Source organism: Paraflavitalea sp. (genome assembly GCF_059502485.1).
Window position 1 is genome coordinate 1,296,618 of the sequence record NZ_JCACET010000010.1, and the last position, 25,499, is coordinate 1,322,116.

The 25,499-nt window shown below is 47.6% G+C and carries 19 protein-coding genes; 11 read left to right on the top strand and 8 right to left on the bottom strand.

From position 1 onward, the window contains the following. Window positions 1-42: 42 nt before the first annotated feature. Window positions 43-1,125, bottom strand: coding sequence for a patatin-like phospholipase family protein (locus AC5JBY_RS22370; RefSeq protein ID WP_495906884.1), 1,083 nt, complete (start codon window positions 1,123-1,125; stop codon window positions 43-45). 251 nt (window positions 1,126-1,376) lie between these two features. On the opposite strand from AC5JBY_RS22370, the gene AC5JBY_RS22375 reads away from it, so the two are divergent. After that, window positions 1,377-3,779 carry an ABC transporter permease gene (locus tag AC5JBY_RS22375; RefSeq protein WP_495906885.1) on the top strand — a complete coding sequence of 801 codons (2,403 nt, stop codon included), beginning with the start codon at window positions 1,377-1,379 and terminating at the stop codon, window positions 3,777-3,779. 3 nt (window positions 3,780-3,782) lie between these two features. Here the strand turns inward: AC5JBY_RS22375 and AC5JBY_RS22380 are convergent, their stop codons facing one another. After that, the gene (locus AC5JBY_RS22380; protein ID WP_495906886.1) at window positions 3,783-6,242 is read right to left on the bottom strand and encodes an outer membrane beta-barrel protein; all 2,460 of its coding nucleotides are present in this window, start codon (window positions 6,240-6,242) and stop codon (window positions 3,783-3,785) included. 225 nt (window positions 6,243-6,467) lie between these two features. On the opposite strand from AC5JBY_RS22380, the gene miaB reads away from it, so the two are divergent. From miaB to AC5JBY_RS22420, 8 genes are all read left to right on the top strand, one after another. Further along, entirely contained in the window at window positions 6,468-7,880 is a 1,413-nt protein-coding gene (gene miaB, locus AC5JBY_RS22385; RefSeq protein WP_495906887.1) for a tRNA (N6-isopentenyl adenosine(37)-C2)-methylthiotransferase MiaB, read from the top strand. 72 nt (window positions 7,881-7,952) lie between these two features. Next, on the top strand, window positions 7,953-9,203 hold the full coding sequence (locus AC5JBY_RS22390) for a sigma-54 interaction domain-containing protein (RefSeq protein ID WP_495906888.1): 1,251 nt from the start codon (window positions 7,953-7,955) through the stop codon (window positions 9,201-9,203). Continuing rightward, a complete protein-coding gene (gene lptE, locus AC5JBY_RS22395; RefSeq protein ID WP_495906889.1) occupies window positions 9,187-9,771 on the top strand; it encodes an LPS assembly lipoprotein LptE in 585 nt (194 codons plus the stop codon). The genes AC5JBY_RS22390 and lptE overlap by 17 nt, the downstream gene beginning before the upstream one ends. An 8-nt stretch (window positions 9,772-9,779) precedes the next feature. Next, on the top strand, window positions 9,780-10,871 hold the full coding sequence (locus AC5JBY_RS22400; RefSeq protein WP_495906890.1) for a hypothetical protein: 1,092 nt from the start codon (window positions 9,780-9,782) through the stop codon (window positions 10,869-10,871). Window position 10,872: 1 nt separating this feature from the next. Continuing rightward, window positions 10,873-11,193, top strand: a complete 321-nt coding sequence (gene secG, locus AC5JBY_RS22405; RefSeq protein ID WP_495906891.1) for a preprotein translocase subunit SecG — start codon at window positions 10,873-10,875, stop codon at window positions 11,191-11,193. 114 nt (window positions 11,194-11,307) lie between these two features. Continuing rightward, window positions 11,308-12,351 (top strand): endolytic transglycosylase MltG, encoded by a 1,044-nt coding sequence (gene mltG, locus AC5JBY_RS22410; protein WP_495906892.1) that lies wholly within the window; start codon window positions 11,308-11,310, stop codon window positions 12,349-12,351. A 20-nt stretch (window positions 12,352-12,371) separates the two neighbouring features. Continuing rightward, the gene (locus tag AC5JBY_RS22415) at window positions 12,372-13,334 is read left to right on the top strand and encodes a YihY/virulence factor BrkB family protein (protein WP_495906893.1); all 963 of its coding nucleotides are present in this window, start codon (window positions 12,372-12,374) and stop codon (window positions 13,332-13,334) included. A 38-nt stretch (window positions 13,335-13,372) separates the two neighbouring features. Then, a complete protein-coding gene (locus AC5JBY_RS22420; protein ID WP_495906894.1) occupies window positions 13,373-13,981 on the top strand; it encodes a redoxin family protein in 609 nt (202 codons plus the stop codon). 79 nt (window positions 13,982-14,060) lie between these two features. Here the strand turns inward: AC5JBY_RS22420 and AC5JBY_RS22425 are convergent, their stop codons facing one another. The 5 genes from AC5JBY_RS22425 to AC5JBY_RS22445 form a co-directional block, all read right to left on the bottom strand. Next, window positions 14,061-14,819, bottom strand: coding sequence for a hypothetical protein (locus AC5JBY_RS22425; RefSeq protein WP_495906895.1), 759 nt, complete (start codon window positions 14,817-14,819; stop codon window positions 14,061-14,063). 10 nt (window positions 14,820-14,829) lie between these two features. Next, window positions 14,830-15,582, bottom strand: coding sequence for a hypothetical protein (locus tag AC5JBY_RS22430; protein ID WP_495906896.1), 753 nt, complete (start codon window positions 15,580-15,582; stop codon window positions 14,830-14,832). Window positions 15,583-15,879: 297 nt separating this feature from the next. Next, entirely contained in the window at window positions 15,880-16,659 is a 780-nt protein-coding gene (locus AC5JBY_RS22435) for a hypothetical protein (protein ID WP_495906897.1), read from the bottom strand. 106 nt (window positions 16,660-16,765) lie between these two features. Continuing rightward, complete coding sequence (locus AC5JBY_RS22440) at window positions 16,766-17,251, bottom strand: TlpA disulfide reductase family protein (RefSeq protein ID WP_495906898.1); 486 nt, start codon at window positions 17,249-17,251, stop codon at window positions 16,766-16,768. A gap of 59 nt (window positions 17,252-17,310) precedes the next feature. Next, on the bottom strand, window positions 17,311-17,916 hold the full coding sequence (locus tag AC5JBY_RS22445; protein WP_495906899.1) for a TrmH family RNA methyltransferase: 606 nt from the start codon (window positions 17,914-17,916) through the stop codon (window positions 17,311-17,313). 74 nt (window positions 17,917-17,990) lie between these two features. Between AC5JBY_RS22445 and AC5JBY_RS22450 the strand changes: the two genes are divergently transcribed. Beyond that, entirely contained in the window at window positions 17,991-21,074 is a 3,084-nt protein-coding gene (locus AC5JBY_RS22450) for a hypothetical protein (protein ID WP_495906900.1), read from the top strand. 77 nt (window positions 21,075-21,151) lie between these two features. On the opposite strand, the gene AC5JBY_RS22455 is transcribed toward AC5JBY_RS22450, so the two are convergent. Continuing rightward, window positions 21,152-22,615: a metallophosphoesterase family protein gene (locus AC5JBY_RS22455; protein ID WP_495906901.1), complete on the bottom strand. Its 1,464-nt coding sequence runs from the start codon at window positions 22,613-22,615 to the stop codon at window positions 21,152-21,154. A gap of 583 nt (window positions 22,616-23,198) precedes the next feature. Here AC5JBY_RS22455 and AC5JBY_RS22460 point away from each other — a divergent pair. After that, on the top strand, window positions 23,199-25,406 hold the full coding sequence (locus AC5JBY_RS22460; RefSeq protein WP_495906902.1) for a sodium-translocating pyrophosphatase: 2,208 nt from the start codon (window positions 23,199-23,201) through the stop codon (window positions 25,404-25,406). Window positions 25,407-25,499 lie beyond the last annotated feature (93 nt).

The window sequence follows — 25,499 nt, forward strand, 5'->3', positions numbered from 1 at the left end:
CATGCATTTAAGGGAATTGCTACGCAGAGACAGCTATAAAAACTATCTTTTAGTTACAGCAGGAGCAATGGCAGCTGTGCGGCCCGCGCCTTCAGTAAAGAATCGCCTTGTGCCTTCTCTCCCACTCTCCAGTAAATCCAGCACTACTTTTTTAGGTAGCTTGCGCACCCGGCCGGAATAATTGAGTGTACTGATCGTAACGGTACGGTGCCATTGTGCGTTGCCTTCTGCTTCAGGACTGGCCTTATCGATTAGCGTTACATACACTGCTTTCATATAATCCTTGATGCTCTTAATGGGAATGGGGTATTTGCCTGTTTGCTTTTTATTGTATTCGATCTGTTCCGGCATTTCCATCATGAGTCCCAGTGTTTCCGGATTTTCCATGTACACATTGCGCGGCAACGATACGCCTTTTACATAACGTGATGAATCGAACATAAACAAGGGATAGTTGCTCAATGCGCCGCCATCTACCATCATATGCAGCTGCTGTCCGGCAACAGGTTTATCATATACTTTACCCCGGTCGTCGATCAACACCGGCTTATAATACAGCGGTATTGATAATGAAATACGTACCGCATCTTTTACCCGCATGTTGGGATATTGTTCATAAGAGAAAATACGGAGGCACTGGTAGGTAAGGTCGGTACCTGTTATGTAAAGGTCTTTATATCCTTTTGAGGTGCGCTGCCGGTGCAGTTCGGCAAACGTGATATTACCGTTGCCCGTTTTACGGGCAATTAATTCTTCTATCCACAAAGCGATCTTAGCGCCTTTGTAGTAGCCAAACTCCTTCTTCAGGCGATGCACGCCTGAGCCAATGAACCAGGAACCGTCATTGAACTCCTGTGGTTTGATATAGGCTGTAAGCTCCAGTATTTCCTTTGGCGTGTAACCCACTGCCAGCAATGCTGCCTGTATAGCACCTGCCGAGGTACCGCCCACTCTTTCGATCTGCGAAAGAATGTGCAGGCTGTCCAACACTTCAAAAGCGCCGGCGTAGGCAAAGCCTCTTACGCCGCCGCCTTCCAATACAAGATTTTTATACTGTGTCGATTGAGACAGGGCAGTTCCCATACAGGTAATGGTGAGCGCTGCCGATACCAGTAGATGCTTCATGCCTTAAAAATATCCAGTCACCCGTTTTCTCACAAGCGCGCCAGCGTATTTAACGTTTATTTACCGCCTTGTAAGGCAATCCCGACAGCTGTCGGGAGTAACGAGTCCTCCGCGGTTAAAACAGAACACCGTACGTATCAAAAGCGTACACTTTCGAAAAAGCCCTTTTATGCAACATATTGAAGCATAACCCGACTATAATGTGGCACTTTATTGGAGCAACTTAATTTACAACTGCTTAAGCTTTCACTATGCTCAAAAACTACTTTACCATCGCGCTTCGCAATCTTGTCAAGAATAAGGCGCACTCACTGATCAATATAGCCGGCCTGGCTGCAGGCATGTCAGTAGCCTTGCTCATTGGTCTATGGATCTGGGACGAGCTTTCTTTCAATAAATATCACCGCAACTATGATCGCATTGCCCGGGTGATGCGGCATACGGTTCATGAAGGGGAAGTTCTGAGTAACTATTACCTGCCCTATCCGCTGGCCATGGAACTGAAAACAACCTGGAAGCAGGAATTCAAGCAGGTAATCACTGCCCGTCAGCCGGAAGAGATGGACCTTGCAACAGGCGAAACACAACTGGTCACTACCGGTCAGTTCATAGATGCCGGAGTGCCTGACATGCTAACCCTCGATATGCTTCGGGGCAACCGCAAGTGCTTACAGGAGCCTCATTCCATCCTGCTGTCGGCCTCATTGGCCAAAGCACTTTTTGGAAAGACGGACCCGATAGACAAAATGGTTAAGCTCAACAACAACACTTCTGTAAAAGTGACCGGCGTATATGAAGACCTTCCGCAGAACACTCACTTTCACGAAGCAAAATTCTTCGCTTCTTTCGATCTCTATACGATCATGAATCCCTGGGTGAAAGAGCAAAGCTGGGATAATCAATTCCTGTACATATATGCAGAGTTGAATCCCGGTACGGATCCCGAAACCATATCGACCCGCATCAGGGATGCAGAGTTGAACGTGGTCAAACACCTCGACAATTATAAAGAGCAGGCTGCCCGCAACCCCAGGGTATTTCTGCATCCTATGAGCAAGTGGCATTTGTACAGTGATTTCAAAGAGGGTGTGGTTGAAGGAGGCGCCATCCGGTTTGTGTGGCTGGTAGGTATCATTGGTGTATTTGTATTGCTGCTGGCCTGCATCAATTTTATGAACCTGAGTACGGCCCGTTCCGAAAAACGGGCAAAGGAAGTTGGCATCCGCAAAACCATGGGCTCTATGAAACTTCAACTGGTGGTACAGTTTTTCAGTGAGTCATTACTGATCGCTATGATCTCTTTTGTCGTAGCAATAATCGCCGTCGCTGTGTCCCTTGGCTGGTTCAATGAAATGTCCGGTAAACAAATGACCATGCCCTGGTCAGCATCCGTTTTTTGGTTGTTGTGTGCCGGCTTTGTATTCTTTACCGGTCTGCTGGCGGGCAGTTATCCGGCCTTGTATTTATCATCCTTCAATCCTGTAAAGGTATTGAAAGGCACTTTCCGGGCTGGCCGCTTTGCCGCCATTCCCCGCAAATCGCTGGTGGTAATGCAGTTTACCATCTCCGTTACTTTAATGATCTGCACCATCGTCGTGTATAAGCAAATACTGTTTGCCAAAGACCGCCCTGTTGGTTACGACCGGGAAGGGCTGCTGATGGTTCGTAAAAAAGCCGGCTTCAAGGGAAAATCTGTAATACTCAGGGATGAGTTGAAGAAAACAGGCGCAGTAACTGAAATGGCCGAGTCGGGCGGACAGACTACCGGTGTATGGCAGTGGAACAATGGATTTGACTGGAAAGATAAAAACCCCTCTTCCGATCCGCATTTTGGTACGCTGGCAGTCAGCCATGAATATGGGACAACAGTAGGCTGGCAGTTTGTAGACGGCAGGGATTTCTCAGGAGAGCTGGCCAGTGATTCGGCAGCCGTAGTACTCAATGAATCGGCTGCGAAGATCATAGGATTGAAGAACCCGGTTGGTGAATATGTGAAGTGGGAAACCTCTTGGCGTAAGGCTCAGCATTATCAAATTATTGGTGTGATCAAGGATATGGTCATGGAATCGCCCTTTGAACCGGTGGTGCCCACCATATTCCGCATGGAAAACAGGCTTGGCTGGATCAACATCCGGTTGAAACAGGGCGTAGCAGCCAGCAAAGCGCTGCCTGCTATCGAGGCTACCTTTAAAAAGATCATTCCCGACGTTCCTTTCGATTTCAAATTTGCCGATATAGAATACAATACCAAGTTCGCAGCAGAAGAGCGCATCGGCAGTCTGGCTGCATTCTTTGCTACACTGGCCATCTTCATTAGCTGCCTTGGGCTCTTTGGTCTCTCTTCTTTCACTGCTGAGCAACGTACCAAAGAAATAGGTGTGCGCAAAGTATTGGGTGCTTCTGTAGTGAACGTATGGCAACTGTTGTCGAAAGAATTTGTGGTACTCGTGATCATTGCACTGCTGATCGCTGTGCCGGTTGCCTGGTACGTGATGCACAACTGGCTGGAGAATTATCAATACCGCAGCACGCTGTCGTGGTGGATCTTTGCAGCCACCGGTGCAGGGGCACTCGCAATCACTTTACTGACTGTGAGCTTCCATGCCATTAAAGCGGCGTTGATGAACCCCGTAAAGAGTTTGAGAACAGAATAGCTATTATTTTTTAACGGGCAACAACTTCTTTACATCCTGACTGGCTGTAGTTGGTTTCTTTTTATTGTTCCCCACCAGGTTATTAAAAGCATAACTGATGGTCAGCCTGTAGCTGCGTGTGCGGGCATTGCTGAATGATTCAAGATTGTAATTGGGACCAAAGGTGAAGCTGGTATACTTCTGTTGGAAGATGGGGTCAATGGCATTCAGCGTGAGCACCAGGCGTTTGTTGAACAGCTTACGCTGCAGCGCCAGGTTCATACGGATATTACTACGCACCGTGCCCTGCGGATTGGCAAAGCGGTTGAGCGTAAAGTTGCCATTGATGTTCCACACATCTTTGGGTGAATAGTTGGTATTGAAACTCGTGGTGAATGAACCTCCATCGCGGTACCTATTCTTTTCTTTATCGAACTGGCTGTACTTGTTATAGGTATAGCTGGCGCTGAAGTTCATGCGGAATTGCTTGGATACTGTGTACCCGCTCCAGGTGCTTACTTCATACTCATGGCGGTCGTCGATGTTTTGCCAGGTAGTCTCTGTTTTTCCATCAGCCACCAGGTTCCTGATCTGGCTGAAGATATTCTGTACTACATTATAACCAAACCCAAGGTTGGTATAATAGTTATCGCCATTCCTGCCCAGTACCAGGTCAAAGTTGTGCGCCGTTGTAGGAGCCAGATCCGGGTTTCCATAACGGAGATTGTTAGGGTCACCGTAATCGATGCTGGGGTTCAGGTTGCCAATGCCCGGCCTGCGGATCGTTTTGCGATAAGATACACTCAGGTTCAATACATCTTCCCAGCGCTTATTGAAATTGGCAAAGGGCAGCCAGGTGGTGTAGTCGTTATCAATCTTTGATTTATCCTTCAGCTCAAACTGAATATCTGTGACCTCGGCCGTTACACCTGCAGAAATACTCATCTCTTCAGTGATCAACTGCTTCATGGAAAAACGGACGTTGTGTACAAACTGTTTGAAGCCAAAATCATTGCTCAGCAAATCGCTGATGACGTATTCATTCTCCGGCTTCTTCATGTATTGCGTCTTCAACTCTGTACGATTGATATCGCTCACAGTAGCTACGCCGGTAGAAAAAGAAGTGGTTTTATTGTCCAGCAGCTTATCGTAGTTGATGCGGATGCTGTATCCATGGTTCCAGCTGTCGTTCAACTGCTGCTGGGTGGAGTCTACACCGGTAGACGTACGATCGGGATTCAGGAACTGTTGAAAGAAAGTACGGTTATTCTGATTGTAAGAATAATTAGCCCCCGCAATAAGGCGTAGAGTTTCACCCGGCTTTTTACCACGATGGGTATAAGTAAGGTTCACAGAGGGGTTCACGTTCTGGCCCTCCGTTTCAACATACCGGTTGCTGAGTCTGTAGATCTCTTCAAAACGGTTCAGGTTGGTATACTCGTTCTCACTGCGGTTCCTGAAATCGTTGTGGTTAAACAACAACAGTACGTTCACGATATTATAGCGGTCGATATCGTAGTCGATGCTCAACCGTGCACCGGGCCTTGTATTGCGGTTGCGGTAATTGTTGGTGGTATTGAAAAAGTTGGTAGAATCTTTATAAAGGTTCTCCCGCTTGGAGTAGCCATAACCGTTCACCCGGTTGTCACCAGTATTCACATTAAGGTTAATAGCCAGGCCCTTCTTGCGGTAGTTGAGGTTGCCGCTGATATTTCTTTCACCCATGGTGCCGGCAGAAACTGCCACGCGGGCGCCCGCTCCTACCCTTCCTTTGCGCGTGATAATGTTGATGACCCCACCTTGTTCGTTGGCATATTGGGGCGGCGGGTTGGTCATCACTTCAATGCGCTCGATCATGCTGCCCGGCAACGACTCCAGGAAATCCTGCAGTTGCTGGGCATTCAACTCAACGGGCTTATCATCGATCAATATTTTCGGTTCTTTACCACGCACCACCACTTTACCATCGGGGTCATTGGCTACCAGGGGAACGCTCTTCAACAATTCACTGGCCGTAGCGCCCGCACTCAGGGCCGACTCGCCGGCATTGAACGTGATGTTTCCATCCTTGCTCTGGATCAGGGGTTTCTCGGCATACACTACCACCTCGTCCAGCTGGTTGTTGGTACCAGATTTCATCACCAGGTCGTTCATATTGAAATCGAACCTTTCCATCCGGAAGTTCAGGCTGTCGATGGTAAGAGTTTGAAAACCAACGTAAGATACCTTCAGCCGGTACCAGCCAAAAGCGATGTGGGAGATGGAGAAATTACCGTTCTTATCGGAGATGGTGCTCTTTTTGGTGAGGGTGTCGGCCAGCAGCTGCAGCTCTACGGTGGCATCGCCGATGGCCTTCTGTTTTTCGTCGAGCAGGTTGCCCGTGATAATGCCTTGGGCATCACTGGCATTCCTTTCCTGGGCTTGCAAGGAAAAGGTCGATATGGTAAAAAAAATCAATAAAAAGCTGCGGTATGGTAGGGTCATGCAGGGATAAAGTTAACTTTTCATGAAAATTCTCTAAAATCTATTTCGCTAAACAAGCCAATTTCAGGTATGAACGGGCATGCAAACCTTCCCACGGTCAGATAAGACGCTTTTTCTGGATTTATCCTTGCGGGCCTGTTTGCTGCTGCCATCCTGTCATCATTTCTCCCCCATTTTAGCTATCTTTGCCCCTTTCAAATTTTGAATAAAGAGATGCCGGATCTGATGACCCATACCAAACAGGATGAAAACCGCCAGGGAGAGGCGTACAGCCCGTTTGTGAATGACCCTGTGGCCTATGGCAAGAAGTTTTACATCGAGAGTTATGGTTGTGCAATGAATTTCTCGGATAGCGAGATCGTTGCTTCTATATTGAATGAGAACGGGTTCGGCGCTACACGCAATTACGAAGAGGCCGACCTGATATTAATTAATACCTGCTCCATCCGCGAAAAGGCCGAACAAACGGTGCGTCATCGTTTGCAATACCTGCGGGCCGCCAAAGAAACCAATCCCGGCGCCCTCATCGGTGTTTTGGGCTGCATGGCCGAGCGCCTGAAATCCAAATTGCTGGAAGAAGAAAAGCTGGTGGATATGGTCGTAGGTCCGGACGCTTACCGCACCTTACCCGGACTTATTGAAGAAGCTACCGATGGCCAGAAAGCCGTGAATGTGTTGCTGAGTCGGGAAGAAACCTATGCTGATATTGCCCCCATCCGCTTAAACAGCAATGGCATCAATGCCTTTGTGAGCATCACGCGGGGTTGTAATAATATGTGTTCCTTCTGCGTGGTGCCTTTCACCCGCGGACGCGAAAGAAGCCGTGATGCAGATTCTATCATACGCGAGTGCCAGGATCTCTTCAACCGTGGCTATCGTGAAGTGACCCTCCTGGGCCAGAACGTAGACAGCTATTACTGGAACAGTGGCACCAACGGCGAACAGACCGTAACCTTTGCACAATTGCTGGAAAGAGTAGCCCTCGTAAGCCCGTTGCTGCGGGTACGCTTCTCTACCTCCCACCCCAAGGATATTACCGATGAGGTGTTGCATACCATGGCGAGATACGAGAACATCTGCAAGTACATTCACCTGCCGGTGCAAAGTGGCTCGACCAGGATCCTGCAACTCATGAACCGCACCTATACGCGCGAGTGGTACATGGCCAAGGTAGACCGCATCAAAACGATCATGCCCGATTGCAGCATCAGCGCCGATATCATTGCCGGCTTCTGTACCGAAACGGAGGAAGACCACCAGGATACGCTGAGCATTATGCAATACAGCGGGTATGATTACAGCTATATGTTCTTCTACAGTGAGCGGCCGGGCACGCTGGCTGCACGCCGGTATAAAGACGATATCCCCGAGGATGTGAAAAAAAGAAGGCTCGATGAGATCATCAACATGCAACGAAAGTTGAGCCACGAGAGTAATATGAAGGATATTGGTCAAACCGTTAAAGTGCTGATTGAAGGAGACTCGAAGAAGAGTGAAGATGATTGGATGGGACGCACGAGTCAATACAAAGTAGTCGTTTTTCCGAAAGCCGGACATAATCTGAACAAAGGAGATTATGCGATGGTTACAATAGACAGTTGCACCGGTGGCACATTGCTGGGCAAGATCGTTGAGTAACTACCGGCTGCATATATAGGATGATGGCAGGATTTGAGAAACCAGATTAATTGAGTTAAAAGAATTGTGATTATGGATATCCAATCAATCAAAAACCGCTTTGGCATCATTGGCAATTCACCTGCATTGAATTTTGCGCTGCAGGTAGCAGGCCAGGTTGCCAATACTGATCTTACTGTTTTGATTACAGGTGAAAGCGGAGCCGGTAAAGAAGCCTTCTCGCAGATCATTCACGCCCTATCCAACCGAAAGCATAACCCCTTTATTGCCGTCAACTGCGGCGCCATTCCTGAAGGCACCATCGATTCCGAACTGTTCGGTCACGAAAAAGGCTCCTTCACCGGCGCAGTAGATTCGCGCAAAGGATATTTTGAAACTGTCAACGGAGGTACTATCTTTCTCGATGAAATTGGCGAAATGCCGCTTGGTACCCAGGCGCGTTTATTACGCGTGCTGGAAACAGGCGAGTTCATCCGTGTAGGTTCCTCCAAGGTGCAGAAAACAGATGTGCGGGTAATAGCCGCCACCAATAAAGACCTGCTGGAGTTTACACAGAATGGCAAGTTCCGGGAAGATCTTTACTACCGCCTTAGCACTGTGCCCATCCGGGTGCCTGCCCTGCGCGATCGTAAAGAAGATGTTCCCCTCTTGTTCAGGCGCTTCGCGGTGGATTTTGCAGAGAAATATAAGTCCACTCCTATCCAGCTGGACGATGAGGCGAAAGATGTGTTAATTAACTATGGCTGGCCGGGCAATATTCGTGAATTGAAGAATATTGCAGAGCAGATGTCGGTGCTGGCAAGCGATAAACAGGTAACAGCACAGGAGATGAGACGGTTCCTGCCCGACAGGGATGTATCGAATCGCTTACCCGTGTTGGTGAATTCAGCGGGCGGTGGAGCAACAAATGGACATGAGTTTGCCAATGAGCGGGAGATATTGTACAAGCTCTTCTTCGATATGAAGAAAGACGTGACGGAGCTGAAGAAGATGTTTGTGGAGATATTGCAAAACCCGGGCATGGCGCAAAACCAGGCGATACTCAATGAGCTGAAGAATAGCAAAGAGATCCTGGCGCCGTCCATTATGCCGGCAACACCTGCTGTAACCACAGCACAGCCAGTAATGCTGCACCATGATGACAATACCATCCATCACCATGAGGAAGTGGAAGATTCACTGAACATCATGGACATGGAGAAAGACCTGATCATGAAAGCCCTGAAAAAGCACAAGGGTAAACGGAAAGATGCCGCTACCGACCTGGGCATCAGTGAAAGGACCTTATATCGTAAGTTAAAAGAATATGACATTAAAGAGTAATAGAATACAGAATACCGGATTCAGAAGCCTGCAAAGGCTAACAGCTAATGGCCAAAAGCTAATAGCTGTTTTTGTCTTGCCTCTGATCCTGCTGTTCAGCGGTTGCTACTCATTCAAGGATGTGTCCATTCCCCCTAATATCAAAACCTTCCAGGTTGACCTGATCGGGAACACAGCGCGTTATGTAAATCCACAATTGAGCCCGCAGATCACTGATAAGCTACGGCAAAAGATCGTAAACCAAACAAGGCTTTCGCCCGTGCAGGAAGGTGCGCACTATGAAATATCAGGCACGATCACTTCCTATGACGTTTCTACCTCAGGTATTTCACCCAATAACCAGGGACAGCAAACGGCTTCTATCAGCCGGCTGACCGTTGGTATAAAAATTGTTTTAAAGAACTCTGTAGATCCGAATGATCCCAAGACGAACTTTGAAGCCAGCGTGTCGCGCAACTTCGACTTCGATGCTAATCTATCGTTGTCACAAGCCGAGCCACAATTGAATGAAACCATCATCAAAAACATGGTGGATGAAGTGTTCAACCGCTTATTTTCAAACTGGTAACCCGTTTCATGCAACAACATATCCATACTATTGTAAAGCACTTTTTTCAAAAAGATACCTTGCAGGAAGTGCCGGAACAAGTACTGCAGCAGTTTACAGAAGACCATCCCTACTCATCTGTAGGTCACTGGCTGCTGGCCAAAAAAGTCCACGACACAGCGCCGGAGCGTACCGCTGCCCAATCGGCCAGCGCCGCCACCTGGTTCAACAATCCCCTGTGGCTGCATTGGACCTTGCAGGAGCATGAACCTGTAGCAGAAACATTGCTCATACCTTCCCAACCAAAGGAAGAACCGGTAATAGCGCGTACAATCGTTACGCCCGAACCGCAACAACCTGAGCCTGAAACACCTACTGATCTTCCCCAGGCAGAAACGATAGCAGCAACCGTTGCCCCCATCGTGGAGGAAATACCAACGCCCGGGGAAGTTGTTGCCGCAGCGCCGGTAGCAGAAGAAACAGAGCCGCTTGAAACAGAGATATTTATCCCCGGCGTAGCAGAACCCGTGAGCCTGATCGAGGAAACGCCAGCCCCCGCTGTTGCTGCTGAATTGCCAGTGGAAGCGATTCTATCCGAAGCACCTGAAGCGCCCGCCACACCTGAAGTGCCCGAAACACCTATAGAAGCTCCGGCTCCTGTAGCAGAAACATCCGAAACGTTGTCAATACCAAAAACCGGGCTGCTGGACGCCTTCAAGCCTGTGATCAGCGAAAGCGAGGAACCGGTGTTTGAGCCTTATCATACCATCGATTACTTTGCTTCCCAGGGTATTAAGTTGCGCCAGGAAGACCTGAAAGACAAACTGGGCAAGCAACTGAAGAGCTTTACCGAGTGGCTGCGCAGCATGAAACGCATCGCCCCCACCCAGTCGGAAGAGATCCCCAACAACCCTTTTGACGAAACCGCACAACAGGCCATCCAGGAAATTGCCGGCCATTCAGTGGAAGGAAAAGACGTGGTGACAGAAGCCATGGCCGAAGTGTGGTTAAAACAGGGTAGTAAGCAGAAAGCCATAGCGATATACGAGAAATTAAGTTTGCAGAATCCCTCCAAAAGCCCTTATTTTGCAGCTCGTATTGAACAAATAAAAGCATTGTGATATGATTCTTTTCGTGATCCTGATCATTATAGCAAGTGTAGCGATGGGCTTGTTCATCCTCATCCAAAACCCTAAAGGTGGTGGTCTTGCTGGTAATATTGCCGGTTTCAACACCCAGTTCATGGGCGTTAAGCAAACCACTGACGTGCTGGAAAAAGGTACCTGGACAATGGCCATAGTGATCGCTTTACTGTGCCTGTGTTCAGCATTCTTTATCGGCTCTGGTTCAGGTGCTGAGATAAAGGACACCAACATCAGACCAAATACACAACAACAGGCTCCTGCTCCTAATCCAGGCGCAACACCTGCTGTTCCCAAGTAATAAGCTGATTAATTCCAACATATTCAACCCTGCCTTTTCCGGCAGGGTTTTTTATTGTATTCCGGATTCTCGATTCTTTTTCTATTTTACAGTCAATCTTATATCTTATAACCTATGTGGAAGAAGTTGATACTGACCCTTCTCGTTATCCTTTTAGCCGGCGCTGCGTTTATCGGCTGGCGGTTCTTCATGTCCAATACCGCCTTCAGCGAAAAAAGCAAATACCTCTACATCCGTACAGGCCATGCCACCTACGACGAAGTATTGCAAACCATCAAAGACAGCCAGTTCGTTAAGAACCCTGGCTCGTTCGATTTCCTGGCCAACCGGCTCGACCTGCCGGAAAAGGTAAAGCCCGGCAAATACGAGATCAAAAATGGTATGAGTCTTTCTGCCATCGTACGCATGCTGCGCAACGGACAGCAATCGCCTGTCAACTTAGTGATCACCAAGCTGCGCACCAAAGAAAGCCTTGCAGCCATGATTGGCAAAAGGTTCGAATGCGACTCTGCCTCCGTCATGGAATACATCCGCAATGAAGACACGCTTAAACATTATGGCTTCGATACGAATACTATTATAGCTACTGTATATCCCAACACCTATACTTACTTCTGGAACACTACCCCATCGGCCATTTTCAAAAAGCTGTTTGCCGAATACAAAACGGTATGGACGCCGGAACGTATACAACAGGCACAGTCGCTGAATTTAACGCCTGTACAGGCATATACCGTTGCCTCCATCATCGAAGAAGAAACCAACAACAACAGCGAAAAAGATACGATGGCCAGCGTGTACCTCAACCGGTACTATGCCGGTATGCCCCTGCAGGCCGACCCTACTGTGAAATTTGCTTTACGCGATTTTACACTCAAACGCATTTACGAAAAGCATTTGCTGGTAGAATCGCCTTACAATACTTACCGCAACAAAGGACTTCCACCCGGACCGATTTGCACACCTTCGCTCCTTACATTGGATAAAGTATTGCAGTCACCTAAAACGAAGTATCTGTATTTCGTGGTAAGTCCCGACCTTAGCAGGCATATTTTCACGGAGGACTATAAAGACCATATGATTTATGCCCGTGAGTTTCACAAGTCCATGGACGAAAGGGCTAAACGAAAAGCAAAAGAAGATACAGGAGGCAAATAAAGCCGCCTTTGCAGGATAGCATGAAGAAGATCGAGCGTATATTATTGAACTTACCACCCGTTCGTTTTGTAACGGAGAAAAGCAAGCACATCGTGTTGCCCGGCTTCGACGGTGTGCCGCTATATGACGTAGGTGTTTTCTTCATCCAGCAAATGAACAAAGTGGGGCTCACAGAAAGGGCTTCGGCCGTGTCCTACAACTTTATCATGGCCATCCCTCCTACCTGCCTGTTCCTCTTTACACTCATACCACAATTACCATTTATACGTCAACGCTCCATCCGGTGGCAGCTGAGATCACTGATCCGCGAAATGATACCGGCGCCGGAATACAACAAAGGCATTATCGAATTTGTGGACAGCTTTTGGGCCAACAGCCGGATCGGTTTGCTATCCTTTGGTTTTGTGCTGCTTATTTTCTTTGCCTCCAATGGCATGATGGGGCTGATGCGCTCATTCAACAAAAACTATATTGGCTTCCAGCGCCGGACAGGCCTGCAAACCCGTTGGGCGGCTATCAGACTTACCTTGTTGATGATGGGCCTCATCTTCGCCTGTCTGCTACTGCTATCCATGCAGGGCAGCGTATTGAGGATGATGGGTATCAAAGATGATTTCGTAACAACAGTGATCAAGATATTACGCTGGGTATTCTTAATAACATTAATCTTTTACACATTTGGTTTTATTTACAAATATGCCCCGGCTATAAAAAAGCGCTGGCGGATCACGTCGCCCGGCGCCATACTGGCTACTTTTCTCAGCATTCTCTCCACGGTAGGCTTCTCTATTTTCGTGAGCATGTTTGGCAAATACAATGCCCTCTACGGCTCAATTGGCACCATCATTGTGCTAATGATCGTGATATACATCAATTCACTGGTACTATTGATCGGCTATGAATTGAACGTAAGCATCCACTCCTTAAAGGCAATGGCGGAAGAAAGGGCGAAACACGCGACAGGCGGTGAACTGGTGAAGTGATTTTTTTAGTAACTTGTAAGTACCAAAAACTTCTTCGCATGAAAAAGCTTGTAACCTGCCTGTTGCTGCCTGCGGTAGCACTACTGGCCTTCTCCGTCAATAACGACCCACTTCCCATTGGCGCCGATATGCCCAAAGCGGAAAATAAGCTGAAGGACATTTCCGGGAAAGAGCTTACCCTCAAAAGCGCTATGAAAGAAAACGGATTGCTGGTCATGTTCAGTTGCAACACCTGCCCTGTTGTGATCAACAACCAGTCCCGTACCAATGAGATCTGTAAATATGCCCAGGATAAAAATGTAGGTGTAGTATTGCTCAATTCCAATGAAGGCAATCGCAGCACTACAGAGTCGCTCGCTGCTATGAAGTCTTATGCAGAAGGACAAAGTTTCAAATGGTACTATGCAGAAGACAAGAACAATGAGCTGGCAGATGCCTTTGGCGCTACCCGTACACCAGAATGCTTCCTGTTCGACAAATCAGGCAAACTGATCTACCACGGTGCTATCGATGACAACCCCAACGATGAAGGCTCCGTAAGCCGCAAGCACCTGAAAGAAGCTATTAATGAAGCTACTACCGGTAAAGAAGTAAGTGTGAAGAAATCCCGCTCTGTTGGATGTGGTATTAAAAGAGGGAAAGCATAGATCCCCGTTTTTAAAATCTTAAAAGGGAGGGCCATCATTACGATGGCCCTCTCTCATTTTGTACGGAAGTGTTGCTATCTTATTTGCACTTGTAAACAATACTGTCGAGCGTGCCTACATAATAACCGGCAAACTTGGTTCCCGAAGGATTGGGCCAGCCAAGCTTCAGGTTGGTAGGTAGGTTGTTGGCATTGTAAGCCGTCGAATGGCAATTGTTCAAACTATAGTTCCTGTCGATGAACATCCATATCCGGTGTGTACGGTGAATGCTGATCTTATTATCATATACAGCACCCGGCACCACCTGGTTGCCCTGGGCATCGTAAGAATAATAAGTTTCCAGCGGGCTGCCACCCGAATTCCAATCCTGCGTAGTATGCGTGATGCGGCCATACTGGTCATATTCGTAATAGATCACCGCGCCATCATAATAATCCGTGGGCACACCATTGTCGTTCCATCCCAGCATGTAAGCAGTATCACGGATCACACGGCCTTTATGGTCATACACATACTGGTGCCATTGCTCGAAGCCACCATTGGCATAAGCTATGATGTAATCTGTAAGCCGCCGCTTGTTATCATACATGAAAAGCATATTGGGTGATCCTGTGCCTCCCTGCGCATTGATAACGCTGACAGGATCTCCATGCTTATTGTAAGTAACATTCATTTCAAGCAGATCTCCACTATAATTCCAGAACATTTTCTCTACCCGGCACTGGTCGTAAGTGGCCAGCGGGTCGTCTTGCAGATACTCTTCCAGTTTATTACATCCTGCTAACACAATGCTGATTACAATACCAGCAAACAATACGATACGTTGATTTCTTTTCATAAAAAGGGGTTTAATTACACTTATATTCAATTTCTACAAACTTGTCAATATCCAGTTGGAGGAACTTATGTGTCATGGTGTTCGGTACCGATGTCGTTGGCAGGTGTTGCGCATTATAGGTACCCACAGGTTTTATATTGTTCACACTATAATCACGGTCCACAAACATCAATACGCGGCTGGTACGGCGGTAATTGATCTTATCATCATACACAGCGCCTGGCACTATCAGGTTGCCCCTGCTGTCGTATTCATAATCGATATCCAATACAGCCTCCGGGAAAGTGATGGATTGGTAATGCGTATGGCTGATCCTTCCTTGTGGATCATATGAATAGGTCGTAACTCCTTTGTTGTATTCATTGATAGGATTCTCGCCGGCGACAGTGCCCATCGACCAAACGGTATCACGGATCACGCGGCCCTGGCCATTGTATACATAGCGGCTCCATAATTCAAAGTATCCATTATTATAAAGCTTTCTGTGCTCGGTAAGTCGGCGTTTGCTATCGTATTTGAAAACATGTTTGGGCGTGCCGGTCACGATCTGACCAGGCGTAATAGTAGCGGGATCCCCATGTGCATTATAAGTAAAGGTCAGCGGAGAAAAGTCTCCATCCCAGGTCATCTTTTTGATCTTGCAGGCGGTATATTCTGCAGTTGGGTTATCTTCCAGGTATTCGACGATCTTGTTACATCCGGCTAAAGCAATCATGGCGCCGCCAATGCAAAGCATCAGGGCAAAGCGATATACGCTTTTCATATTAACAGGTTGAGGTTAAAAAAAGAGGTACCAGGCCGCTATAACGCAGCAATAGGTTTACTGGAAATAAAAGGAAGGACTATGGAAGTTGGGTAGCGGGAATGGGTAACAGAACGACCGTATACGGAGAGATGTAAAAGATTAGTTAAAGCTACTTCAAGTTAATGGAAACAACAATTACCATTTCGTGGTATTCACAAAATTAAATGTAAACAGCCGCAATTCTATTGCGGCTGTCGCTCATGTGACCAATAAGTCTGTAACAAGAATATTTGAGATCAGGAAAACTCGGTACTATTAAAAGGGTGAACCATTACCGTTACCAGAACACTGATATTGTATGTTGCTTAAAGTGCCATAATAAAACCCGGCAAAGCGGCCACCCTGATCACTCAGGTTCATATGGGTCGGCAACCCATTTGTATTCCAGGCAGTAGCGCGACCGTTGTTTACACTGTAATTCCTGTCGATGAACATCCATACGTTATGGGTGCGATGGATAGCCACCTTGTCATCATAAGTGACCCCGGGAACAACAAGATTACCACTACCATCATAGGAGTAATAAGTATGGAGCTGACTGGAGGGGTCGCTGTACCAATGTTGTGCAGTATGCGCAATACGTCCGGACAGATCATATTCATAGTCGATGATCGCTACATCATAATAACCGTCAGGCTCGCCATTATCGATAAAACCAAAGAAATAGGTAGTATCCTGGATCACCCGGCCAGTATTGTCATATACATACCGGTGCCAGAATTCAAAACTGGATTCATTATAAACACCTATGTAATCCGTAAGCTGGTGTTGATTGTTGTACCAGAAAATGCCATCAGGATGTCCGGTGCCTGTAGAGGTTTGTGTTATCCGAACCGGGTCATTCGATTTATTATAGCTAATAACAACACCAATCGTATCTGAAGAATAAGCATACTGCATGGAGGTTACCTGACAGACATCGAGCGTAGCGAGTGGTTTTATTTCGAGTTGTTTGTCAACTTTCTTGCAGGCGGCTAAAAAGATAAGGCAACTACCAATACTGGTAAGCAGGTAGTTTGGGTACATTTTTTTCATACAGGGAGTTTACAGAAATCCGGATCAAATGTCAGGCCATGGTGAAAACATCCCCCTAAATGGGGATGGAACAGGAATACAGGGGAAAATTAGTAGCAGAAAGCCCTTACTCTTTTGCTTTCAATGCAGCATTGATCTCCGGCACCACCTGGCGATCCGTTAGTGCACGGTCGAAGAAACGGCGGTAACCGGTTTTGTTGTTTATAAACAGATTGGCCGGGATGCCACCCTCCCACCGGGGATGTATTTTAGGACAGAAGTAATCCGCATTCGTTTCATCAAGCCAGTAAAAAGTGGCGCTGAAGTTTTTCTTTTTGATGAAGGCATCTATATTCTTTGGAAAGTCTTTAGGAAAGTCCAGGCTTACCAGCACCAGTTCCACTTTTTGCTCCTTGAACTTAGCCACCCCTTCCTGCAACCAGGGTATCTCTTCCACGCAGGGCGCACACCAGGTAGCCCAGAAACTGATCACCAATGGATGATCGCTGTTCTTGATGTACTCTTCCAGGTCGGTGATCTTGACCTTCTTCACCTGCGCGAAAGAGTACATAGCCGGTAATGCCAGTAAATATAAAAGGATAAGCCTCTTCATAAAAACTATACTTTATACACTAAATGTTTTCCCTATCAACTTTTCAACTTGCCAACCTATCAACTATCGATGTCCTTCTCCTCCCCATAAAATCCCCACTCATCCAACAACGTGCCCAACATCGGTTCCTGTATCTTCCGTTGCTCATAGTGTCCCGCGTTCTTCTTCTGCCGGTAAGCTTCATACAAGGTCACTGCACAGGCCACCGAAATATTCAGCGACTGGATAATACCCTGCTGCGGGATGATGAAGTTGCCATCAGCCATCCCCCTGATCTCGTCCGTTACACCTGAGTGCTCATTACCAAAGACGAGCGCCACAGAACCGGTGAAATCGATGCTATACAAATCTACAGCATCACCGCTGAGGTGGGTAGTTAAAATGCGGGAATAGGACGAGCGGAGCTTTTTAAAACATTCCTCCGCATCCGTATACTGGTGTATCGTAAGCCATTTGGCAGCGCTGCTGCTGCTTCTGGCCCCCCATTTCTTATGGCGGGGTATCCGGTTGTTCAGCACATACAGCTCCTGGATGCCGATGGCATCGCAGGTACGCATCACTGCTGAGATATTATGAGGGTCAAATACATTCTCGAGAACAATCGTAAGATCATTTTGCCGTTTATTTAGTACCGATAACAACTTTTCCCTTCTTTCTGGCGTCATATTTGTAAAATATTGAAAGCTAAAGTACAATAAACTATTTTTGCAACCTCTAACTTCAGCAAACCCAATTACCTATGCTTAAAAAAGTCCTCAAGATCACCGGTATTACCCTGCTGGTATTGATCGTGATACTCTTTACAGCCCCCTTTATCTTCAAAGGCAAGATCGTTAAGATCGCCAAAGAACAGATCAACAAAAACATTAATGCGAAGGCTGATTTCAAAGACGTCAGCTTATCCTTCTTCCGCCACTTCCCCAAGGTGTCCCTCGCCCTCGAGGAGCTGCAGGTGATCGGGTTGGGAGAGTTTGCAAAAGATACCCTCATCAGTGCCAAAGAGATCGACGTCGCCGTTAACCTCTTCAGCGTTTTCAGCGCCAAAGACATGAAGGTTTATTCCATCAGCGTTGATGAGCCCCGCATCCATGCACTGGTGACCAAGGAAGGCAAAGCCAACTGGGATATTGCCAAGCCCGATACTTCTACCGCTGCTACACCCGAAGATGAAGCCAGCCCTTTCAAGCTGAACCTGAAGAAATATGAAATCAAAAATGGCTACATCTACTACGAGGATGCCAGCGCTGGTATGAGCAGTGAGATCGTCAACCTCAATCATGAAGGTAGCGGCGACTTCACGGCCGACCTGTTCACCCTGCAAACGGGTACTACAGCCGATGCCATCACCTTCAGCTATGGTGGTATCCCCTATCTCAATAAAACAAAGACTTCTATCGATGCCGATTTCCAGATCGACAACAAGAACAGCAAATACAGTTTCAAGACCGATGAGATCGCATTGAATGACCTGAAGGTGAGCACAGAAGGATTCTTCCAGTTGGTGAACGACAGCACCTACAATATGGACATCGCTTTCAAAGCACCTTCCACTGAATTTAAAAGCATCCTGTCGCTGGTGCCGGCAGTGTACCAGCAGGACTTTGCCAATATCAAAACAAGCGGTAAAGCCCTGTTCGATGGATTTGTAAAAGGAACCTACAGCGCCACACAAATGCCGGCCTATGCCATCAACCTGGGCATACAGGATGGATTCTTCCAATATCCAGACCTGCCACAGCCTGTTAAGAACATCAACATCGACCTAAAGGTGAACAACCCCGATGGTGTAACCGATAATACCGTAGTTAATATTCCCAAAGCACATATAGAGTTCGGTAATGATCCATTCGACTTCCGCCTGGTGCTGAAGAAGCCTGTTACCGATCAATACATCGATGCTGCTGCCAAAGGCAAACTGAACCTAGCCAGCATCACACAGTTTGTAAAGCTGCCCGATACCAAACTGGCCGGACAGGTAAGCGCCGATGTGGAAGCAAAAGGAAACGTTTCAGTGATCAGCCAGCAAAAGCCCGGTGAGTTTAGTGCCAAAGGCTTTATCGATATCGCCAACCTGTATTACGCATCCAAAGATTTCCCGCAACCAATACAGAACACGAGCGCCAAGATCAATATCGAGAACCCCGACGGTGTGCCCGATCATACTACCGTACAGATACCGGCAGCCCACGTGGAAGTAGGTAAAGATGCAGCCGACATTACACTGCTGTTGAAAACACCCGCCTCCGATCCTTATTTCGACGGCACCGTAAAAGGTTCACTGAACCTGGCCAACATTGCCCAGTTCTATACGTTCGAGCCAGGTACTTCACTGGCCGGCCTGCTCAATGCCGACGTAGCCTTCAAAGGGAAGAAATCATACATCGATAAAAGTCAGTATGAGGCTTTCCAGACAGGTGGCACCATCAAGGCCTCCAACGTATCCTACAAATCAAAAGACTACCCCGACGGTGTAAACATCAGCAACACGATGCTGACATTCACACCAAAGAACGTAACCCTGAACAACCTGGCAGGCAAGTTCATGGAAACAAACTTCAATGCCAACGGCAGCTTCGACAACCTGATCGGCTATGCCATGAAGGACGAACCATTAACGGGTACCCTCAATGTGTCTGCCGACAAGGTAGACCTCAACAAGCTAATGGGCGCCACCAGCGATGCACCGGACACTGCAGCCACAGCCGCTGCAAGCACAGCACCGTTTGCCGTTCCCAGGAATATACAACTAACACTGAATACCAAGGTTGATAACCTGAAGTACGACAAAGTGGATTATAATAACATCAACGGCACACTACAGCTGAAAGATGAAACCGTAGCGCTGAAAGATGTAAAGATGAATGCCCTCGATGGTAGCATTGCACTTGGAGGCTCCTACTCTACCCGGGTCAGCAAAACAAAACCAGATATCACACTCAATTATGATGTGCAGAACCTGGACGTACAGAAAACATTCAACGCTTTCAATACCGTACAAAAGCTGATGCCGATTGGTAAGTTCATAGCTGGCAAACTCACTTCCAAGATGACCCTGAAAGGAAAACTGGGAGAAGACATGATGCCCGATATGAGCTCATTGACCGGTGATGGCACGCTGTTCCTGCTGGAAGGTTTCCTCAGCAAGTTCCAGCCATTGGAGAAACTGGCCTCTACGCTCAACATCAACGAGCTGCAGGCTATTTCCATCAAGGATATCAAGAACTACTTTGAGTTTGCCAACGGCAAAGTATTGGTGAAGCCCTTCAACGTAAAAGTGAAGGATATGGATATGGAAATAGGTGGCATGCATGGCCTTGATCAATCACTGGATTATGTGATGAACCTGAAAGTGCCCCGCGCCAAGCTGGGTGAAAAAGCCAACCAGGTCGTCAACAACCTTGCTTCACAAGCCGGCAGCAAAGGCATACCGGTGAAGCTGAGTGATATCATCAACCTGAAAGTAAACATCGGGGGCAGCATTACCAGCCCATCCATCAAAACGGACCTGAAAGATGCCGGCAGCAGCCTGGCGCAGGATATCAAGGCACAAGCCAACCAGTTTGTAGAAGCCAAGAAAGCCGCCGCCGACAGCGCGGTAGCAGCCGCCAAGCAGGCAACAAAAGACTCTATTGCCTCTGCAAAGAACCAGGTAGTAAAAGGTGTGAAAGACGAGCTCATCAAACAGATCTCCGGCAGCAAAGACAGTACTGGTACCACCGGTGGCACCAAAGACGTGAAGAAAGGATTGGAAGAAACCGGCAAGGGACTGATCAATAACATCCTTAAGAAAAAGAAGAAAGATACTGATACTACGAAGCAGTAAGTAGTGCACAACGAATAACAAATGGCCAGTGGCGGGCAACACTCCCCACTGGCCATTTGCTTTTTATTACGCGCCTTTTACAATAATGTTTTAGTAAATACAGGCTGCTTATTTGGACTCACGTCATACCAGTTTTCAGTGATTCCCACTACCTGATTCGCATTATTTAAGGTAAGTGTAAGAACGGCAAACCCGTTATACAGTTCCTCGGAATTAGGTTGTTGATTGGTCTCGTTCCAGGCAACAAGCTTTTGATTTAATGTCGCAAGCCCATAAGGCAATGCCGCATGTCCCAAACAACGCGCAAGCGTATTGGTAGTTAATGCTGGCTCCTGGAGCGTGGCAGGTATGGAGATCGGTGCGTTATATACAATGCCATTATGCACGTGCCCCCAATACCAGGCAAAAGGATCACCGTTCAATGCATCACGTATTTCCCACCACAAAGAAGAGGTGGAGCTGCAATCAGGAGCAAACCCATTATGATGCGACAGCACAATAGTTTTAGCCGGGTCCAGTCCCAGGCTCTGTATCCATTTACCTTGCGTACCACTGCTGCCACCAATACTACCTGTCATAAAGGCGTCGATAACAGAACTCATAAACGCAGTATCCAAACCTAAAATAGTCCAGTCGCCATATTGCAGTGCAAAACAACTGGAACCTTTTTGTGCACTGAAGAAAGAGCCTGCACCACCAGTTGCAGCACTAAGCGCCTCATAAAAATATCCATTGGCGCCACTATACATTTCATGGTTGGAATTGAGCGTGAAAGATTTGCCTGCATACGATGGTGGCCATAGATTAAGCAGGTTACCGGTTTCTTCCCCCGTAGCCCAATAATAAGAACCATTGGGACTGCTGGGTAAGGGAGTGCCGGCATAATACACATCACCCACGTGAACAATATAATCGGGCTTTAATGCGGTGGCAGCATTCATAACAGCCTGCGCCGTTGCATCACCCGTACCCCAATCACCCAGGATCGCTATACTCACAGTATTAGTCGCAGCACCTGCCAATGGTATCGTTGGAGGCGCAGCCGTTGGAAATACGCCGCCATTGTACCAAAGACCACGTGTCAAAGATTCTATCAGGTTGAGAAAAGCAAACAACCATCCCTGATCGTAAGTAGCATATTTTTTAGTACTGAGTACACTACCATCGGTGTAGATCAATTCATTATTATTGAAATAAGCAGCATTTTCAGCCGTCATTTGAGAAGGGACCAGCAGCTTATCCAAAGCAAAGACCAATGCGAGGAGCGCCAACGCTTCTTTGAAAGAGAACTGACTCAGGTCTATTTGCCCGGGATTATTCAACCAGTATAAGATCAGACCCAGCTCGATGGTGCCGTCACTATAGTCGGCCGGCAACTGCGGTTGGGAACCTTGCCACACCCCTTCTTGCTCCATAAAACTGATCAGCTGAGCCTCACAGTTCGGAAGAAAATCCAATATTTCCTGTAAAATAGAAAGTGTGATAGCATTGCGGTAGATAAGCTGTTTTAGCTCATCGACCCGCTGTTGATCGATTTCCATAATTGATAAGATTTGAGGTTTTAAAAAGACGTGACAGCATGTGTAACAACAACCAACAACCGATTTATTAATCACACAGCCTTTAACTAAGGTAACGACGTCTCAAAATCAGCAGAAGCGTATATGTACCTTGTTTTCTGAAAGTAACTACTGACAATTGACCCGCATCGCAACAAGATTCCATCGTTTACATCAACCGGCCATGTTATCAGGCAAAATGGGAGTTGTATTGTAGAGGAGTCGTAGTTGAGTGGTAGCATACTTGCCTGTAGTTCCTCTGCGACTCCTCTGGAATCCCTACAGGAATACAGGCATTCAGTACCATTCCCTGACCACTCTTAGACCATTCCCAGGCAATACCCCGAGCATTCCCCTACCACTCCACTACCAGTTGCTACCCTCCCTTATCAACTTTTCAACCTGTTAACCTTCCAACCAGCCGCAATTCGTGTAATTCGCTCTGATTCGTGTTTTAATCCACACAGAGCTTTCTCAAAAAAACGCGCTCCCATATTGATTTTGAGGCATTTTGCCCTATTTTTGCCCTCCTTAAAAACACAACTAGAATCAGAATCAACTACTTATGGACAAATTGCTCTATCTCGTCCCTGTGATGGGAGTTATTGGCCTGCTGTACACCCTGGTGAAATTCAACTGGGTATCCAAGCAAGATGCCGGCACAGACCGTATGAAGGAGATCAGCACGTACATCGCAGAAGGTGCTATGGCTTTCCTGAAAGCGGAATGGAAGATACTCGGCTATTTTGTGGTGATCGTGGGTATCCTGCTCGGCGTTATGGCACAAGCCAATCCTCATTCACACTGGTCCATCGCGATTGCCTTTGCTATTGGAGCCGTATTCAGCGCCACTGCCGGTTACATCGGCATGAAAGTGGCCACCAAAGCCAACGTACGTACTGCACAGGCAGCCCGTACCAGTTTAAGTAAAGCCCTCAACGTATCCTTTACCGGCGGTGCCGTAATGGGATTGGGCGTATCCGGTCTCGCAGTATTAGGTCTCGGCGGACTGTTCATCCTCTTAAAATCTTACTTCGGCGCTACAGAAGTTTCTTCTGCAGAAATGCTGAAAACCATAGAAGTACTTACCGGTTTTTCACTGGGCGCTGAGTCTATCGCCCTCTTTGCCCGCGTAGGTGGTGGTATCTACACCAAGGCTGCCGACGTAGGCGCCGACCTCGTAGGTAAAGTAGAAGCCGGTATCCCAGAAGATGATCCCCGCAACCCCGCTACCATCGCCGACAACGTAGGCGACAACGTAGGCGACGTAGCCGGTATGGGCGCCGACCTGTTCGGTTCTTATGTAGCTACCGTACTCGCCACCATGGTACTGGGTCAGGAAACTACTTCCGTTGACCAGTTTGGCGGCTTTGCTCCCATCCTGTTGCCGATGCTCATTGCCGGCGTAGGTATCATCTTCTCCATCATTGCCACCCTCTTTGTTCGCATCAGCGACTCAGCTGGTATCAGCACCAGCGTAGTACAAAAAGCACTGAACATGGGCAACTGGGGTTCTATCATTCTTACCGCCGCTGCTTCAGTAGCATTGGTGTACTATATTCTTCCCGAGACTATGGAACTACGCGGACGCAGCTTTACCCAATGGGAAGTACTCGGCGCCATCGGTGTAGGCCTCGCAGTGGGAACACTTATGAGCATCATCACCGAATACTACACTGCCATGGGCAAAGGACCTGTTAAGAGTATTATTCGCCAATCTTCTACCGGACATGCCACCAACGTGATCGGCGGTCTGGCAGTAGGTATGGAATCTACCTTCCTGCCAATCATCGTACTGGCAGCAGGTATCTATGGTTCATTCTGGTTCGCGGGTCTTTATGGTGTGGCTATCGCTGCCGCCGGTATGATGGCAACTACAGCCATGCAGTTGGCTATCGATGCCTTCGGCCCTATTGCCGACAACGCCGGTGGTATCGCTGAAATGAGCGAACTGCCTAAAGATGTACGCGAAAAGACCGATGTACTGGATGCCGTAGGTAACACTACCGCAGCTACCGGTAAAGGCTTTGCGATCGCTTCTGCCGCCCTCACAGCGCTGGCACTGTTTGCTGCGTTTGTAGGTGTAGCTGGCATTTCAGGTATCGACATCTACCACGCAGATGTGCTGTCATGCCTGTTTGTAGGAGCCATGATCCCCTTCATATTCTCCTCACTCGCTATACGCGCCGTAGGAGAAGCAGCCATGGCCATGGTAGAAGAAGTACGTCGTCAGTTCCGCAGCATACCCGGCATCATGGAAGGTACCGGCAAACCTGAGTACGACAAGTGCGTAGCTATCTCAACCGGAGCCTCCATTAAAAAAATGATGCTGCCCGGCGCTATCGCCATCATCTCTCCCCTGATCATCGGATTTGCGTTTGGCCCCGAAGCACTCGGTGGGTTCCTCGCAGGTGCTACCGTTAGCGGTGTACTCATGGGTATGTTCCAGAACAATGCCGGTGGCGCATGGGACAATGCCAAGAAGTCTTTCGAAAAAGGCGTAGAGATCAACGGACAGACATATTACAAAAAATCAGAGCCGCACAAAGCATCTGTAACAGGTGATACAGTAGGCGATCCTTTTAAAGATACTTCCGGTCCATCTATGAACATCCTGATCAAATTGATGTCCATTGTGTCACTGGTAATCGCTCCGTCTCTGAAGCAAATTTATTTTCCTGAGCCAGAAGTATTTAAACCGGCAACACAAAAGAGTGAGCAAGTGGTAGTAACGAATGAGAATACCGGTAATATCACAGTAGCAAAATTCTAAGGAAATATTTTACAGGGAAACCCTTATTTATTCCTTCAGAGCATTTATATTTGCTACTCATAACTAAAGGCACTATATCATACCAAATACCAA